General features: G+C 68.7%; 12 protein-coding genes. 4 read left to right on the forward strand and 8 right to left on the reverse strand.

Annotated elements, in window-relative coordinates; translation table 11 throughout:
- Positions 1–5: 5 nt before the first annotated feature.
- The 3 genes from DIE21_RS12155 to DIE21_RS12165 all read right to left on the reverse strand — a co-directional run bounded on the left by DIE21_RS12155 (position 6) and on the right by DIE21_RS12165 (position 3359).
- On the reverse strand, positions 6–281 hold the full coding sequence (locus DIE21_RS12155; RefSeq protein ID WP_124497941.1) for a hypothetical protein: 276 nt from the start codon (positions 279–281) through the stop codon (positions 6–8).
- A gap of 97 nt (positions 282–378) precedes the next feature.
- Complete coding sequence (locus tag DIE21_RS12160) at positions 379–1725, reverse strand: cytochrome-c peroxidase (RefSeq protein WP_260432449.1); 1347 nt, start codon at positions 1723–1725, stop codon at positions 379–381.
- Positions 1726–1895: 170 nt separating this feature from the next.
- Positions 1896–3359, reverse strand: a complete 1464-nt coding sequence (locus DIE21_RS12165; protein WP_124497943.1) for a metallophosphoesterase — start codon at positions 3357–3359, stop codon at positions 1896–1898.
- Positions 3360–3538: 179 nt separating this feature from the next.
- On the opposite strand from DIE21_RS12165, the gene DIE21_RS12170 reads away from it, so the two are divergent.
- Complete coding sequence (locus tag DIE21_RS12170) at positions 3539–4387, forward strand: class I SAM-dependent methyltransferase (protein ID WP_124497944.1); 849 nt, start codon at positions 3539–3541, stop codon at positions 4385–4387.
- 87 nt (positions 4388–4474) lie between these two features.
- Here DIE21_RS12170 and DIE21_RS12175 read toward each other — a convergent pair whose 3' ends face one another.
- From DIE21_RS12175 to DIE21_RS12195, 5 genes are all read right to left on the reverse strand, one after another.
- Entirely contained in the window at positions 4475–4792 is a 318-nt protein-coding gene (locus DIE21_RS12175) for a hypothetical protein (RefSeq protein ID WP_124497945.1), read from the reverse strand.
- Positions 4793–4850: 58 nt separating this feature from the next.
- Entirely contained in the window at positions 4851–6872 is a 2022-nt protein-coding gene (locus DIE21_RS12180) for a BCCT family transporter (RefSeq protein WP_124497946.1), read from the reverse strand.
- Between the two features lie 282 nt (positions 6873–7154).
- Entirely contained in the window at positions 7155–8342 is a 1188-nt protein-coding gene (locus DIE21_RS12185; RefSeq protein WP_124497947.1) for a porin, read from the reverse strand.
- Between the two features lie 120 nt (positions 8343–8462).
- Complete coding sequence (locus DIE21_RS12190; protein WP_124497948.1) at positions 8463–10883, reverse strand: glycoside hydrolase family 31 protein; 2421 nt, start codon at positions 10881–10883, stop codon at positions 8463–8465.
- 27 nt (positions 10884–10910) lie between these two features.
- Positions 10911–12182: an MFS transporter gene (locus DIE21_RS12195; protein WP_124497949.1), complete on the reverse strand. Its 1272-nt coding sequence runs from the start codon at positions 12180–12182 to the stop codon at positions 10911–10913.
- 445 nt (positions 12183–12627) lie between these two features.
- Here DIE21_RS12195 and DIE21_RS12200 point away from each other — a divergent pair, with 445 nt between their 5' ends.
- From DIE21_RS12200 to DIE21_RS12210, 3 genes are read left to right on the forward strand one after another with little or no spacing between them, the layout of a single operon-like run.
- Positions 12628–13578, forward strand: a complete 951-nt coding sequence (locus DIE21_RS12200; RefSeq protein WP_124497950.1) for a MurR/RpiR family transcriptional regulator — start codon at positions 12628–12630, stop codon at positions 13576–13578.
- Positions 13575–14564, forward strand: coding sequence for an isoaspartyl peptidase/L-asparaginase family protein (locus tag DIE21_RS12205; protein WP_124497951.1), 990 nt, complete (start codon positions 13575–13577; stop codon positions 14562–14564). Before DIE21_RS12200 ends, DIE21_RS12205 begins: the two co-directional genes overlap by 4 nt.
- 27 nt (positions 14565–14591) lie before the next feature.
- Entirely contained in the window at positions 14592–16523 is a 1932-nt protein-coding gene (locus DIE21_RS12210) for a dipeptide ABC transporter ATP-binding protein (protein WP_124497952.1), read from the forward strand.
- Positions 16524–16643: the final 120 nt, after the last annotated feature.

The raw sequence follows: 16643 nt of genomic DNA on the forward strand, positions 1-16643 counted from the left end.
CGATTTCATCGGCCGACCGCATGCGCGGCGAGGTGCTGACGGATCAGCGACAGGTAGCGATCGCCGACCGAGAAGTCGCGTGCGGCACGCGGCCGCTCCGCCTGGCGCAGCGTGGCCGGCGCGCTCATGCCCAGATACCGGCATACCGCCGACGGAAAGGGCTTGCGCGTATGCCCGAGCTGGCGCGCCGCGCGCTCGACGCGGGCGTCGCCGACCTGCGCACGCAGCCATGCCAGTATTTGGCGATCGGTGTCGTTGACGATACGGACCAGATGTTCCATCGCGCACCTCACTGTTCATAAATACAGTACTGTAAATATAACCAGTATGCGAGGCGGCCGCAAGCGGGCGCGCATGCGCCTGGCCGTTCGGCCAGGGTCAGCGTGCCGGCGCGGCGGTCCGGACGACCGGCGGGCCGGCGATCCGGGCGGCACGTGCCGCGGGAGCCGCGGGTGCGGCGGGCGTGACGAGATTCGCGTAGCGTGCGTCGGTCAGCGTGCCGAGGAACGCGACGATGTCGTCGATTTCCGCGTCGGTCAGCGCGGGCGGCGTGCCCGGCCGGCGGTTCATCGGCGTCGAATTGACGTTGATGTTGCCGCGATACGCGGCCGGCACGTCGTCGAACGTTCTGGCGCCGTGATACCAGTAGCCCGGGTCGGTCGAGCGCGTGTTGTAGAACGCGACCGCGTCGCGCAGCGTCGTGAACACGCCATTGTGCATGAACGTCTGCTTGACCGCGACGTTGCGCAGCCCCGGCGTGCGCAGGTAGCCGCACCACTGCGTCGGCTCGGGCCAGCGCAGCCGCGTTGCCGTGTCGCACAGGCCGTTGTCGAAATGGCGCGGATCGCGGTTCGCGGGCAGCGCACGGTTGCGCGGCACCGCGATCGCGTCGTAGCCGAAATCGGTGAAGAGCGAGCGCTCGGGCCGGCTCGACGTCTCCGACAGCGTATGGCAGCTCATGCAGTTGCCCTTGTCGGGATTGCGGAACAGCGCCAGGCCGCGCATCTCGGCCGGCGCGAGCGGCTTGCGCGTGCGCAGGAAGGCGTCGAAGCGCGACGTGAACGGCGCCATGTCGTCGCTCTGCAGATAGGCCTCCACGGCGGAGCCCAGCGCGCGCACCAGTTGCTCGGGATCGCGCCGCACCGATGCGCCGAAGCGCGCGGCCAGATCGCCGGCCAGTTCGGTGTCGTCGACCTTGCGCAGCAGCGCGGCCGGCGACCGGTTGTTCATCTCGTTCGGATCGAACAACGGCCCGCGGATCTGTTCGGCGAGCGTGTCCGCGCGGCCGTCGCTGAAGAGGCCGCCGAACGGCGACGGCGCGGGCGCGTCGTCGTCCTGGTAGAAGTGGCGGCGCGGCACGTAGCGCACGTAGAGCAGCGACGGCGCGTTGCGCTGGCTGAAGCGCCCGTGGCGGCTGCCTTCCGGCACGCCCGGCCCCGCGAGCGAAGCCGCCGACAGCGTCGGCGCGAAGGCGCGCGCCGGATCGTGGCAGCCCGCGCACGACATGCCGCGCGGCTCGGACAGCCGCGGATCGAAGAAGATCCGGCGGCCGAGCGCGACGAGCGTCGGGTCGGGCGCGAAATGGGCAGTCGCCGCGTCGACCTTGCCGGTCACCTGCGGCGTGCCGTTGCCGATCGTGCCGACGACGCGCGCCGGCGGCGCGCCGGGCAGCAGGGTCGTGTCGGACGGTGCGGCGTGGGCTGCGAGCGCCACACCGGTGAACACGGCGGCGGCAAGTACGCGTACCGTCCGGCCGGTGCCGGCGACCGGCACCGACGCGCAAACCGAACGCTCGGCGCAAGTCGCGGACGAAACCGGCCGCCTCCGCGATCCGGCCATCCGTCGCCGGCGGCCGATCGAACCCGTCAAACCGTCATGCAGTCGAACTTCGTCGCTCACGGCGTGATGAACCCCGTCTTGTCGCATGCGAGCGTCGTGCCCGACTGGTCGCACGACGCGAGCAGCTTGCCCGCCGCCGAATACGCATGGAACACCCAGCCCGTCGCCGGCGCCGCGCGTCGCTCCATGATCAGGAAGCCGAAGCTGTTGTTGTGCGACAGCCGCTCGATAACGGCGCCCGGCGCGGGCGTCAGGCCGGCCGGGAACGGATCGGGCAGCGCGACGTCGAGGTTGTCGCCGCCGTTGCCGGACACGATCGTCGCCGGATGTCCGGACGAGAAATTGATCGCCTGGAAGTCGTGCACGTGCCCGTGCAGCGCGACGTGGATGCCGGGCGGGTAATACGCCTGCGCGTTCAGGCTCGACATCACCGACTGCAGCGCGAGGTTGCCCGGCGCCGGCGTGCTGCCGGCGATCGGCGCGAACGCGAGGATCGGATGGTGGTTCGTGAAGATCGTCGTCGTCATGCCGGCCTTCGAGGCGAGCGACGCGACCGTCTGGAACTGCTTCTGGTAGATGCGGAATTGCGCATCGGTCGTCTTCAGCGGATTGCGGCCGACCTTCGCGGTATCGAACACGATCACCTGCGTGCCGCCGCCGAGCGATACGGCATAGGGATCCGAGTAGTTCGCGTCGTTGTCGTTGGCCGGATCGTCGCACGAACGGGCCGCCGCATACGGCCGCGGATCGAGGAAGCGGTACCAGCCCTGGCCGGCCCGCGCGCATTCCTCGTGGTTGCCGCGCACGAGCACCCACGGCGCCTTCGCGAACAGCGGCGCGGCCGGGCGGAACAGGTCGGCCTGCCACGTGTCCCAGCCGTAGCCCCACGGGCTGTCCTTGCAGCCGGCGATGTCGGGCGGGCATGCATTCTCGCGGTAGTGATAGTCGCCGACGTGCAGCACGAGGTCCGGCGACAGCTTCGCGACGCTCGCCGCGATCGTGCCGAACGGCCAGACCGTCGCGTCGTTGCACGCCTGCCATGCGTTGTCGGCCTTCTTCATCCGGCAGCCGGTGTCGGCGATGATCGCGATGCGCTGCGGCTGCGCTTTCGGCAGCGGCAGTGCGCGGCCCGCGACGCTCGCCGTCTGCGCATCGGCCGGCAGCGTCGTTTCGCAGACGGACACCGGGAAGCTCGACGGTTTCGAGTCGGCCGGGTCGCTGGCGGTCGTCCGTTGCGCGACGGTCGCGGCGCCGGCGCGCAGCGTCATGCGCGACAACTTGCCGTCGACGGACAGTTGCGGACACAGCGGATCGCTCGCGGACGCGGGCCGGTAGTTCGTGATCACGCGCGCGATCGCCTGGTTCGCATCGCCGATCTCGACCCACGCGGCCTCGACGTTGATCGCGGCACTGGCCGGGTCGGCAGGCGTATCGATGTGATTCGAACACGCGGACAGCGCCGCGAGGGCAACAAGCGGAGCGCAGCGCACGAACAGCGCGCACGAGAGGAATCGTCGCATGGGAGGCACCGTGGGAAAGCCGTCAACGATACGCAACACGAATGTAAGAAATGTGAAAAGCGCGGGACGGCAGGCGCTCGACGCACGTTCGTATCGCGGTCGCGGCCTTGACCTCAAGCCGGCTTGAAGCAGCATAGTCCGGATCACGGTCAACGACGTGGACAAAAGGAGAATCGACGATGAAAGACAACCGGGCAAACGAAGCGCAGTCTGCGCTGTGGAACGGTCGGTCGGGGCTTGCGTGGGTCGACGCGCAGCGTTCGCTCGACCGGATGTTCGAGCCGTTCGAGACACGGCTCGCGGACGCGGCGGTGGCGGCGTCCGCCCGCAGTGTGCTCGACGTCGGTTGCGGCACGGGCGCGGTGACCCTCGCGATTGCACGGCGGCTTGGCGCGCACGTGCACTGTACGGGTGTCGACATCTCGGCGCGGATGATCGCCGCCGCACGGGCACGCGCCGCACGCGGCGGCGCTGACGTCGGCTTCGTGCAGGCCGACGCGCAGACCCAGGCGTTCGCGCCTGGCCGGTTCGACCTGATCGTGTCGCGTTTCGGCGTGATGTTCTTCGACGATCCGGTTCGCGCGTTCGCGAACCTGCGGCGTGCGGCGCGCGCGAACGCGCAATTGCGATTCGTCGCATGGCGCGGCGCGGGCGAAAATCCGTTCATGACGACGGCCGAGCGCGCCGCGGCGCCATTGCTGCCGAACCTGCCGGCGCGGCAGCCCGGCGCGCCGGGGCAATTCGCGTTCGGCGACCGGCAGCGGATCGCGTCGGTGTTGTCGGACAGCGGCTGGGCCGAGATCGCGATCGAGGCGATCGACACGGCATGTGCGTTGCCGGCGTCCGCGCTCGACGACTATATCGCGCGGCTGGGCCCGGTCGGGCTCGCGCTTCAGCACGCGGACGACGCGACGCGGCGTCGAGTGATCGAGACGGTTCGCGCCGAGTACGACGGCTACCTGCAGGGCGCGGACGTGCGCTTCGACGCCGCGTGCTGGCTCGTCACCGCGCGTGCGCCGTCTGCATGACGCATCGGGAGAAGGGCGGCGGCGCGACGTTCGGCACGCGCGTTGTCGTTTGCGCGTGACCAGGCCGCGCCGTGCGAAGGGCGTGTATCAGCCGCGCCTCGCGCGCAACATCAGCCATGCGCAGCCGGCCGCAACGAGCGCGAGCCCGAGCCCGAGCAGCACCGCCTCGACGCCGAGCGCGAAACCCGGCGGCATTTCGCCGCTGTTCGGCACCGGCGACAGGTTCGCGGTTATCGCGATGGCGCCACCGGCCAGCAGCGCGATGCAGATGATCCAGTAGACCTTGCCGCGCGGCGCGGCGGTGCGAATGCGCCATAGCGCGAGGCCGACGCCGCCGAGGTACAGCACCGCGAGCGTGGCGAGTGCGACGACGTCGCCGGTGCGGTCGTTCAGGAGGGCGTTCATCGTGCGGCTCCGTCGGGTGCCGCGCGCTGGCTCGACGCGATGAACGCGACGGTCTCGTTCATTCGGCCTCCGTTGCGTGCCCTGGCGCGCGGCTCAGCAGATGCGTGCGCTGGTCGGCCGCGAGCGAGACGTAGCGTTCGTATTGACGCAGCACGTCGGCGATCAGTTCGTCGCCGCGCAGGTATTCGACGTCGTAACCGAGCCGGCCATCCTCGAAGAACGTGACGATGCCGTACACGTGCGGACGCGCCGCTTCCGGCTCGGCCGCCTCGCGTACGAGGAACGCGGCCGCGGATTTCGCCGTCACGCGCGCGCCGTAGACGAAGTCGCGGTGTTCCGCGGTCGGCACGGTCAGCCGCACCGCGTATTCGCTGTCGCGCTGCACGTGCGCGTCGACGCCGCCCGCACGCAACTCGTCGGCGACTTTGCGCAGCGCGGGCTCGACGGTATCCGCGACGAACTGGCGTGCGTCGGCCTCGGTCGTTTGCCGCAGGATGTGCGTCAGGCGATGACGCCAGTGCTGGCCGGTCCAGAAGCTCGTCGCGGGCGCGACGTCCTGCGAATAGTGCACACGATCGGCCGCGAGCCCGCGCCACAGCCCGTAGCACAGCGCGAGCATGATCAAGGCAACCGGCAATGCGGCGATCAACGTCATCGCCTGCAGCGCGCCGAGCCCGCCCGCGACCAGCAGCACGGCCGCGGTCACACCCAGCAGCGCAGCCCAGAACAGCCGCTGCCAGACCGGCGAATGCGCGGCGCCGCGCGTCGCGATCTGGTCGATCACGAATGCGCCCGAATCGGCGGACGTGACGAAGAACACCGCGATCAGCACGATCGCGACGATCGACAGCAACTGCGGCAGCGGCAGGAAATCGAAGAAACGGAACAGCAACGCATCGACATTGCTCGCCGTTTGCGCGAGCGCACCGGCCGCGCCGTGCGTGTCGAGCCAGATCGCGCTGTTGCCGAACACCGTCATCCACACGAGATTGAATGCGGTCGGCACGAGCAACACGCCGATCACGAACTGTCGGATCGTGCGGCCGCGCGAGATCCGCGCGATGAACATGCCGACGAATGGCGACCACGATATCCACCACGCCCAGTAGAGGATCGTCCAGCCGCCGAACCAGCCTTCCTCGCGCGGCGGGGCGTACGCATAGGTGCGGAACGACAGGTCGACGAGATTCGACAGGTACTGGCCGATGTTGTCGCCGAGCGCGCGCAGCAGGAACGACGTCGGGCCCGCGACGACCACGAATGCGAGCAGCAGGAACGCCAGCAGCAGGTTCAGCTCGGACAGCCGCCGCACGCCCTTGTCGAGGCCGCTCGCGGCCGATGCGCCGGCCAGGATCACGACGATCACGACGAGCCCGATACGGAACGCGTTCCCGCTCGTATCCCAGCCGGCGACCCCATGCAGGCCCGCGCTCAACTGCATCACGCCATAGCCGAGCGTCGTCGCGATGCCCGCGACCGTGCCGACCAGCGCGAACGCGTCGACCGTGTGGCCGATCCAGCCGTTCACGCGCTCGCGCAGCACCGGATACAGCCCGGAGCGCAGTGTCAGCGGCAGGTTGTAGCGGAAGCCGAAGTACGCGAGCACGAGCCCCATCAGCCCGTAGATCGCCCACGCATGGAAGCCCCAGTGGACGAAGGTCATCAGCATCGCCTCGCGCGCGGCGGCAGGCGTGCCGGGGTCGACGGTCGGCGGCTTCAGGAAGTGCTGCATCGGCTCGCCGACGCCGAAGTACATGAGGCCGATCCCCATGCCTGCCGCGAACAGCATGGCCGTCCACGACAGGAAGCTGAACTCGGGCTCGGCGTCGTCCGGGCCGAGCCGGATGTGGCCGAAGTCGCTCGCCGCGATCAGCACGAGAAACACGAGGAAGGTGGTGACGGCGAGCACGTAGAACCAGTCGAAACGCGCGACGACCCATTGCTGGCCGGAGGAGAACAGCGCACCGGCTTCGTTCGGGTGCAGCGCGCACACGATGAGCAGGGCGCCGATGACCGCGAGCGCGGGCAGCACGACCTGCGGCTTGAACGTCGTGCGGGGCGAGGGACGGGATTCTGGCATGGCAGGCATCCAGTTGTGGGCGCAACGAGGCGCGACGCCGCCCGGCGCGCACGTCGCGCGTCGGACCCTGATACGGCGTGCGTCGAGTGTACCGCGGTGTCAGGACTGCAAGAAGGGGCATGCAGCAGGGATCAACCTGACGAATTGTAAGGTATCGGGGCGATCGCGAAAACCCGCACGCTGCGTGCAGCGTGCGAAAGGAAGAGGGCGAGGAACGGAAACCGGCCCCGGACGATGCGGATCGTCCGGGGCCGGAAGCGGGCGATGCGCGGCCGTGAAGGTTCAGAATGTCACGGCGATACCGGCCATGCCGACGAACTGGCCGTGCGTCGTCGACGGCGTGAGCTGCTGCGAATCGCCGACGATCGGCGCCGCGTCGACGATGTGGCCGGCGCCCTGCGCGCCGAGCGTCTGTCCGCTCGAATGCGTGTATGCCTGCAGCGCATAGAGCGTCGTGCGCTTCGACAGGCTGTACGACTCCTTCAGCGAATACTGCTGGTAGCGGGCCGCGTTCGACACGCCGTTCGCCTTCGACGCGAGCGTGTACGCGAACGCGCCGGCCACCGAGAACGTCGGCGTGAAGCGGTACGCGGCGAGCGCGCCGTAGGTGTTGAACACGGCCGTGTCCGTGAACGCGGAACCGTTGCCGGGCAGGTACTTCACGTTCGAGTAGTTGACGCCCAGCGTCAGGTCGCCGAGCGTGTAGTTGCCGGCGGCCGCGACCTGCTCGACGGCCTTCGCGGTCAGGTAGCCCTGGTTCAGCACGGACACCGCGAAGCTGCCCGATGCCGCGGTCGCCGGGTTCAGGAAACCCGCCGACGAACCCGAGCTGTTGACGCGCAGGTAGCCGGCCGCGATTCCGACCGGCCCGTTCGCATAGCGCAGCGCGGCGCTGAACGTGTTGCCCTTGCCGGTCGCGCCGGCAATGCCGCCGAACGCGTACATCGCGCTCGCGGTCAGTCCGGAGAAGGTCGGCGACGTGTATGTGACCGAGTTGTTCACGCGGATCGTCGTGTCGAGGCCGTCGATGTCGCCCGGATGCGCGCCTGTCGCACCGGTCAGCCAGCTGCTCGACGCGTACGGGCCGACCAGCAGGAAGTAAGGTGTGTACTGGCGGCCGGCAGTCACCGTGCCGTAGTGATCGTTGCGCAGCCCGACGTATGCCTGGCGATTGAAGATCGTGCCGGCGGCCGCTTGCGCGCCGGTGTTGAGGTTGAAGCCGGATTGAAGGTCGAAGATCGCGTGCGTGCCGCCGCCGAGATCCTCGTCGCCGCGCAGCCCGAACTTCGACGCATACAGGTTGCCGTCGCGCATGTAGATGTTCGAGTGGCCCTGCTGGTTGTTCACGTACGCGAGCGAATCGTCGACCACGCCGTACAGCGTCACGCTACTCTGCGCATGGGCGGCGCAAGCGCCGAGTGTCGCGCCCGAAATAATCAGGATTGCATAACGGTGATGCGATGCTTTCATTGTCGATCTCCAAGTCTCTTCAAGGGAGCGGGAGGCTGAATGGCCTCCTCTTTGGTGGACGGGCAGGCCGCATGTCCGGCCCGCCCGATCAGGGAGCGGTGTCTGCGCGGCGGTGCGCGGTCAGTCGACGAGCGCCACGACGATGCGGCGCCACGCGCCGTCCCGCGCATCGTGTTCGACGCGCGCGCCGCGCACCGCCAGCGCACCTTGCAGCGACGCCGGCAGCAGAAGCTCGACGCGCTCGGCGGGGCGGGCCATGCGGCCGTCCCAGCGGACCGACACGCCGAGTTCGCCAGATGCCTGGCGTCCGGCCTCGATGCGCCACAGCCCGTACTCGCCGTCGCGCCACGCTTCCGTTTCGCCGTCGTCCTCGACGCATTCGCCGTACGCGACACCGTCCTCGCTGCGCGGCGCGACGATGAAGCCGCGCGTGTCGGCGCGTGCGCCGAAGCGTTGCTCGGCGACGTTCAGCGGCAGCACACGGCCTTCGCGCAACAACATCACCGGCGTGTCGAGCGGCGCGGGCAGCGTCACGCTCGCGCCACCGTCGAACGACTGCGCGCTCGCGCAGCACATCCAGCGCGCGCCGGACGGCAGGTAGACCGTGCGCTCCGTGCGGCCCGGGTCGACGACCGGCGCGACCAGCAGCGCGTCGCCGAGCATCATGTCGTCGCACGCGTCGTAGCAGCGCGCGTCGCCGGGGAAGTCGCCGAAGGTCGGCCGCAGCACCGGTTCGTAGCGCGTGGTCGACAGCCACAGCAGGTGATAGAGATACGGCAGCAGCCGGTAGCGCTGCTTGATCAGCGACGCGATCTGCGCGGTGATCTCCGGATACATCCACGGTTCGTTGACGGTGCCGTCGTCATTCCACGAATGGATGCTGAAGCGCGGCATGAAGATGCCGAACTGCACCCAGCGCAGCAGCAGCTCTGGCGACGGCGCGGGGCCGGAGAAGCCGCCGATGTCGTGACCGATATTCGACACGCCCGACAACGCGAGCCCGAGGCCCATCTTCAGGTTGTAGCGCAGCGTTTCCCACGACGTGTAGTTGTCGCCGGACCAGGTCTGCACGTAGCGCTGCATGCCGGCGCCGCCCGAGCGTGACACGAGGAACGGCCGCCGCGCCGGCGCATGCGCGCGCTGCGCTTCGCGCGACGCGCGCATCATCAGCATCGTCTGCAGCACCTTCGCCTCGCGCGCGGGGAACGGCTCACCGAAGCCGTGTGCGATCGCGTCGGGCGACCAGATCTCGTATTCGTTGTTGTCGTTCCAGGTCGATTCGATTCCGTAGTCGAGCAGTGCCGACGTGACCTGCTCGCGCCACCAGCGGTACGCATCCGGCTGCGTGAAGTCGAGATACGCGCCGACCTCGTCCCAGAACTGCACCCACGCCGGCTCCCCGGACGCCGAGCGGATCAGCAGCCCGCGCCGCGCGGCGTCGTCGAACGCCGGGTGGTCGCGCAGCAGGCACGGCTTGATGTTCGCGCACAGGCGGATGCCGTGGTCGCGGTAGTGCTTGACGAAACCCTTCGCGTCGGGAAACTTGTCGCGGTTCCAGTTGAACACGTAGCGCTTCGCGCCGATCGACGTATAGCCCGACGACAGGTGGAACGAATCGCACAGGATGTCGTGCGCGTCGCACTGCTCGACGAACTGGTTCATCTGCCGCTGCGCGTCCGGCGCATCGGTGTAGCTCATCGTCGAGCCCGAATAGCCGAGCCCCCATTTCGGGGTGCGCGCCGGACGCCCGGTGAGCCACGTGAAGCGCCGCGCGGCCGTGAGCGGCGTGTCGGGCGACGCGATGAAGTAATAGTCGAGATCGCCGTGCTCGGCGACGAAGTAGCGGTACGGCCCGTGGTAGTTGTCGAGTTCGCGGCCCATGTCGAATGCGCAATCCGACAGCGTGTCGTAGAACAGCCCGAAGCCCTGGCACGCGTCGGGCGACCAGGTCACGTAGAACGGGATGTGCTTGTAGAGCGGGTCGGTGTGCTTCGCGCTGTAGCCCATCGCGTCGATGTTGCGCATCTCGAAGCGCGCGCCGGTGCGGTCGAGGGCGCCCGCGCGTTCGCCGAGACCGAACACCTGGTCGCCGCGCTCGCGTGCGACGTAGTGATAGGCGCGGTCGTCCCACCAGCCGAAGTTGTACGCCTGCGTCGCGCGGTCGGCGAGCACGACGCGCCACGCGCCGTCGGCGCCGCGCATCGACCACGTGCAATGGCCGCCTTGTCGGTTCACGGCGAGTCGGACCCGGGCGGTTTCAATGCGCACGCTGCTGTCGTCTTCGACGAAGTCGTAGGCCGGCAGCGCGAAGCCGCTCAGGTCGAGGCGGTCGCGCCCTTCGAGCGGCACGTCGTCGAGGCCCGGTGCGATCGTCCACGTGCGCGGATTGCGCGGCAGCGCGTCGGGCAGCACGCGCACACGCACGATGTCGTCCTCGAGCACGAAGATCTCGAGGGTCGCGCCCGCGCCGGACGCGAGCAGCACACGGTTCGCCTGCCGGTCGGCGACGCGGAACACGGGCGGATGAAGAAGCGAAGTCATGAAGGCGATTCCTGGTGAGAACGGATGTCAGGCGTGCTGCGCGAGCAGGCGTTCCTGCTTCGACTGCCCACGGATCAGCACCGCGAGCAGCGTGACGCCGATGATGTCGAACAGGCCGAGGCACGCGAACAGCGGCGCGTAGCCGATCTTGTCGGCGAGCGCGCCGACCAGCAGCGAGAAGCCGAGCCCGCCGATCCACGCGGCCATTCCCGCGAAGCCGCTGGCCGTGCCGACTTCCTCGGGATCGAACACGTCGGCCGACAGCGTGTTGACGAGCGCGGAGATCATCTGGTGCGCGAAGCCGCCGACGCAGAACAGCGCAATGGCGGTGTACGGTGACGACACGAGCCCGATCATCGCCGGCCCGAGCATCAGCACCGCGCCGAGCGCGACGCCGGCGACGCGCGACCACACGAGCGGCAGCTTGAACCGGTTCGCGAGGTAGGGCGACAGGTAGCCGCCCGCGATACCGCCGAGGTCGGCCGCGAGAAACGGCATCCACGCGAAGACGGCAATCTGTGCAAGCGCCATGTGGCGCTCGGTGGCGAGGTACAGCGGGATCCAGAAGCTGAAGGTCTGCCACGCGGGTTCCGCGAAGAAGCGCGGCAGCGCGATCGCCCAGAAGCGGCGCGCGGTGACGACGTCGCGAATCCGGCGCTTCGACACGGCCGGCATCGTGGTCTGGCCGTCGCGGATCAGCGTGCGCTCCTGCGACGTGATGCGCGGATGGTCGGCCGGCGACCGGTACTGCGTGTACCACAGCGCGGCCCATGCGAAGCCGAGCGCACCGGTGACCATGAATGCGGATTGCCAGCCGAACCGCATCGAGATGAACACGACGAGCGGCGGCGCGATCGCGGCGCCGAGCGACGTGCCCGCGTTGAAGTAGCCGACCGCGACGGATTTCTCGCGATCCGGAAACCATTCGGCGACGGCCTTCATCCCCGATGGAATCGCGGCGGCCTCGAACAGCCCGAGCAGGCCGCGCAGGACGCCGAGCGACAGCCAGCCCGATGCGAAGCCGTGCGCGACGCCGACCACCGACCACAGCATCGCGAACAGTGCGAATCCGAGCCGCAGCCCGATCAGGTCGACGACGAACCCGCACACCGGCTGCATGATCGTGTAGCCGATCTGGAACGCGCCCACGATGTACGAGTACTGCTGCGTCGAGATCGCGAATACCTGCTTGAGCTCCGGTGCGAGCACCGCGAGGGAATTTCGCGCGAGGTAGTTGAGGATCGTGCCGAGACATACGAGCACGATGATCCACCAGCGCAACGCCTTGACTGTTTTCACTGCTGTCTCCTGATCCATGCAAGCCGCCCGTCCGGGACGTCTTGCCCTGTCTTATTTGTACGATGTCCGATCTTGGTGGACGCCGATCCGCCTGATTTTTGCCGAAACAGCCGCATTCGATCGAACATTTCGCTGCGGCTGAAAGCCTATGTTATCTGACGACTGATCATTTTCGAACATCCTATGTTCGAATTCGAATCCGGTCAACGTGAATCTGCATTCGAACGAACGTTCTCGGGGTTTTCCCGGCAGATGGGCGGACAAGGGTGGCCGCGACATACGGAGCCTGCGTGCCGAACGCCGGCGGATCGGGGTGGGCGGCCGTCGTACGACCGGCCCGGCCGGACGGACACGGCAGGATCGTGACAACCCTGATGAAAATTTATTTTTTTCCGGTCGATAGATTGTGTAAATTGATTTTCATCCACCTTGCAAAACCTTTCGCATGACGCCTCTCGTTCCGCACGATGTCAGTCAGGACGAATCCTCGATCGCGGCGCGCATCGCGTCGGCCATGCCGCGGATGACGCCGATCCACCGCCGGATGGGCGAGTTCGTGCTCGCGAATCCGTTTCGCGCGGCGACGATGCGGATCGACGAGCTCGCGCAGGCGGTGAATGCGTCGATCGCGACCGCGAACCGCTTCGCGAAGGCGCTCGGCTTCGACGGCTATCCGTCGATGCGCGCGGCGCTCGTGCGCGGCTTCGAGGCGACGCTCGGTCCCGTCGAGCGGCTGCGATCCGCGCAGGAGCAAGAGCAGGAGCAGGGCGTGCGCGGCGCCGCGTGGATCGACGCGGTATTCGACCAGGCCGTCGCGAACATCGAGAACACGCGCGCGCAGCTGGACGCGGCCGATGTCGAGGCGGCCGTCGAGGCGATCGTCGGCGCGCGGCGCGTGCTGATCCTCGGCGCCGGTTCGAGCGCGTTTCTCACCGGGCTGATGGAACATGGATTGTCGGTGTGTCACGACAACGTGCAGTCGCTCGCGCTGCTCGGCGGCCCTTCGCATGCGGCGCGGCGCCTGTATACGGCCGACTCGCGCGATCTCGTGATCGCGCTCGCGTTTCCGCGCTACGTGAAGGACACGATCGAGCTGGCTCGCCGCGCGGCGGCGCGCGGCGCACGCGTGCTCGGCATTTCCGACGGGCCCGGTTCGCCGCTTGCGCCGATCGCGTCGCTGAATCTGTACGTGAAGGCCGAACGGCGTTTCGCGGCCACGTCGGAAGCGGCCGTGCTGACGATGATCGAGGCGCTGATCGACGCGGTCGCGCTGCGCACGCACCGCTCCGCGAAGTCCGCCGCCGAAATGACCGAATTCCTGTTGCCATGGCTGATCCAGCCGCAAGCGGCGCTGCCGGCCGCCAACCCTTCTTCCTCCGGGCCGAAAAAATCATGACTTCACCCGCGATCGTCGCGATTCACGGCGGTGCAGGCACGATCCTGCGCGATGCGATGGATACCGACACCGAACGCCAGTACCGCGCCGAGCTCACCGCGATCCTGCAGGCCGCGCAACAGGTGCTCGCCGACGGCGGCAGCGCGCTCGACGCCGTCACCGTCGCCGTGCGGATGCTCGAGGACTGTCCGCTGTTCAACGCCGGGCGCGGCGCCGTCTATACGGCGCAAGGCAAGCACGAACTCGATGCGGCGGTGATGGACGGCGCGACGCTCGCGGCCGGCGCGATCTGCTGCGCGACCCGCGTGCGCAATCCGGTCCTCGCCGCACGGCGCGTGATGGAGGCGAGCGAGCACGTGCTGTTCGCCGGCGCGGGCGCCGACGCGTTCGCGGCCGCGCAGGGCCTCGAACTCGCCGAGCCCGGCTACTTCGATACCGAAGCGCGCCATGCGCAGTGGATCAAGGCGCGCGCGGCGGTGGCCGGCACGATGCTCGATCACGATGCCGCGACCTTCGCGTTCGGCGCCGGACAGGCGGCCGAGCCGCTCGATCCCGATCGCAAGCACGGCACGGTCGGCGCGGTCGCATGCGACCTCGACGGCCATGTCGCGGCGGCGACGTCGACCGGCGGCATCACGAACAAGCAGCCCGGACGCGTCGGCGATTCGCCGATCATCGGTGCCGGCTGCTACGCGGACGACGCGACCTGCGCGGTATCCGCGACGGGCACCGGCGAGATGTTCATCCGGCTCGCGACCGCGCACGACGTGGCCGCGCAGATCGCGTATCGCGGCGCATCGCTCGCCGACGCCGCGCACGACGCCGTGATGAACAAGCTGGCGCGCCTGGCCGGGCGCGGCGGGATCATCGCGGTCGATGGGCACGGCAACGTCGCGATGCCGTTCAACACGGAAGGGATGTATCGCGGCTACGCGCGCGTCGGCGAGACGCCCGTGGTCGGCATCTATCGCGACGATGCGGCCTGATTCCGGATCGCACGAGGAGACCTTCGCATGACTTCGAGCCGAACCCCGTCCGCGCTGGTGCTGCCGGAGCAGCGCGTCATCGCGGTCGACGACCTGTCGGTCATGTTCCGTCGCGAAACCGCGACGTTCGATGCGGTGCGCAACGTGTCGTTTCACGTCGATCGCGGCGAGACGCTCGCGATCGTCGGCGAGTCGGGCTCCGGCAAATCGGTGACGTCGCTCGCGCTGATGCGGCTCGTCGAGCACGGCGGCGGCGAGATCACGAGCGGCCGGATCGCGTTGCGGCGCCGAGGCGGTGCGATCGTCGATCTTGCACAGGCGAGCGCGGCGACGATGCGCGGTATCCGCGGCGCGGACATCGCGATGATCTTCCAGGAGCCGATGACGTCGCTGAACCCGGTGTTTACGGTCGGCGACCAGATCAGCGAGGCAATCGCGCTGCACCAGTCGAAGAGCGCGCCCGAGGCGCGCGCGGAAGCGTTGCGGCTGCTCGATCTCGTGCGCATCCCGGAGGCGCGCCGCGTGTTCGTGCGCTATCCGCACCAGTTGTCCGGCGGGATGCGCCAGCGCGTGATGATCGCGATGGCGCTGTCGTGCCGGCCCGCGCTCCTGATCGCCGACGAGCCGACGACCGCGCTCGACGTGACGATCCAGGCGCAGATCCTGCAACTGATCCGCGGCCTGCAGGACGAGATGAACATGGGCGTGATCTTCATCACGCACGACATGGGCGTGGTCGCCGAAGTGGCCGACCGCGTGCTCGTGATGTATCGCGGAGAGAAGGTCGAGGAGGGCGAGTCCGAGCGCATCTTCGCGACGCCCGCGCACCGCTACACGCGGGCGCTGCTGGCGGCCGTGCCGCGGCTCGGCTCGATGCAGGGCACCGATATTCCCGAGAAATTCCCGCTGCTGAAGGTGGACGGCGCGAGTGGCGCCGCGCCGGCGCCTGCCGCGAACGATGCGAACGATGCGAGCGATGCGGCCGCAGTCCCCGCCGCCGGGCAGCCGCACGTCGATCCGGCCGCGCCGCCGATCCTGCGCGTGCGCGATCTCGTCACGCGGTTTCCGGTGAAGAGCGGCGTGTTCGGCCGCGTGTCGCAGTACGTGCATGCGGTCGAGCGCGTGAGCTTCGAGCTGCGCGCGGGCGAGACGCTCGCGCTCGTCGGCGAATCGGGCTGCGGCAAGTCGACCACCGGGCGTTCGCTGCTGCGCCTCGTCGAATCGCAGAGCGGCTCGATCGAATTCGACGGCCGCGACATCAGCGCACTGAAGGGCGCGGACCTGCAGGCGCTGCGCCGGAACATCCAGTTCATTTTCCAGGATCCGTTCGCGTCGCTGAATCCGCGCCTGACCGTCGGCTTCTCGATCATGGAGCCGCTGCTCGTGCACGGCGTCGCGAGCGGCCGCGACGCGCAGGCGCGCGTCGACTGGCTGCTCGACAAGGTCGGCCTGCCGCCGGAGGCCGCGCGCCGCTATCCGCACGAATTCTCGGGCGGCCAGCGCCAGCGGATCGCCATCGCACGCGCGCTCGCGCTGAACCCGAAGGTCGTGATCGCCGATGAATCGGTGTCCGCGCTCGACGTGTCGGTGCAGGCACAGATCGTGAACCTGATGCTCGACCTGCAGCGCGAGCTCGGCGTCGCGTACCTGTTCATCTCGCACGACATGGCGGTCGTCGAGCGCATCAGCCATCGCGTCGCGGTGATGTATCTCGGCCAGATCGTCGAGATCGGCCCGCGCCGCGCGGTGTTCGAGGCACCGCAGCATCCGTACACGAAGAAGCTGATGAGCGCGGTGCCGGTGGCCGACCCCGCGCGCCGGCATGCGCCGCGCCAGCTCGCGGCGGACGAGATTCCGAGCCCGATCCGCGCGGCCGGCGACGATCCGCTCGTCGCGCCGCTCGTCGCGGTCGGCCCCGATCATTACGTCGCAACGCATCGCGTCGGCGGCGCGTATTGATTGCACGGGGAGTCGCATATGGACCGCAGCTGCGCACGCGCCAGGCAACGGCGTCATTTTCCCGAGCGGACGCAGTCACGCCGCGATTTCCACCATGCGTTACCGAATCATCCACAGGAG

This window comes from Burkholderia sp. Bp9140 (assembly GCF_003853425.1).
Classification (GTDB): Bacteria; Pseudomonadota; Gammaproteobacteria; order Burkholderiales; family Burkholderiaceae; genus Burkholderia.

Excerpts from the sequence above, each read along its gene's own strand:
- DIE21_RS12190 (WP_124497948.1), bottom strand. The coding sequence starts at position 10,883 with ATGACTTCGCTTCTTCATCCGCCCGTGTTCCGCGTCGCCGACCGGCAG.
- DIE21_RS12180 (WP_124497946.1), bottom strand. The coding sequence starts at position 6,872 with ATGCCAGAATCCCGTCCCTCGCCCCGCACGACGTTCAAGCCGCAGGTC.
- DIE21_RS12155 (WP_124497941.1), bottom strand. The coding sequence starts at position 281 with ATGGAACATCTGGTCCGTATCGTCAACGACACCGATCGCCAAATACTG.
- DIE21_RS12165 (WP_124497943.1), bottom strand. The coding sequence starts at position 3,359 with ATGCGACGATTCCTCTCGTGCGCGCTGTTCGTGCGCTGCGCTCCGCTT.
- DIE21_RS12170 (WP_124497944.1), top strand. The coding sequence starts at position 3,539 with ATGAAAGACAACCGGGCAAACGAAGCGCAGTCTGCGCTGTGGAACGGT.
- DIE21_RS12185 (WP_124497947.1), bottom strand. The coding sequence starts at position 8,342 with ATGAAAGCATCGCATCACCGTTATGCAATCCTGATTATTTCGGGCGCG.
- DIE21_RS12205 (WP_124497951.1), top strand. The coding sequence starts at position 13,575 with ATGACTTCACCCGCGATCGTCGCGATTCACGGCGGTGCAGGCACGATC.
- DIE21_RS12210 (WP_124497952.1), top strand. The coding sequence starts at position 14,592 with ATGACTTCGAGCCGAACCCCGTCCGCGCTGGTGCTGCCGGAGCAGCGC.
- DIE21_RS12200 (WP_124497950.1), top strand. The coding sequence starts at position 12,628 with ATGACGCCTCTCGTTCCGCACGATGTCAGTCAGGACGAATCCTCGATC.
- DIE21_RS12175 (WP_124497945.1), bottom strand. The coding sequence starts at position 4,792 with ATGAACGCCCTCCTGAACGACCGCACCGGCGACGTCGTCGCACTCGCC.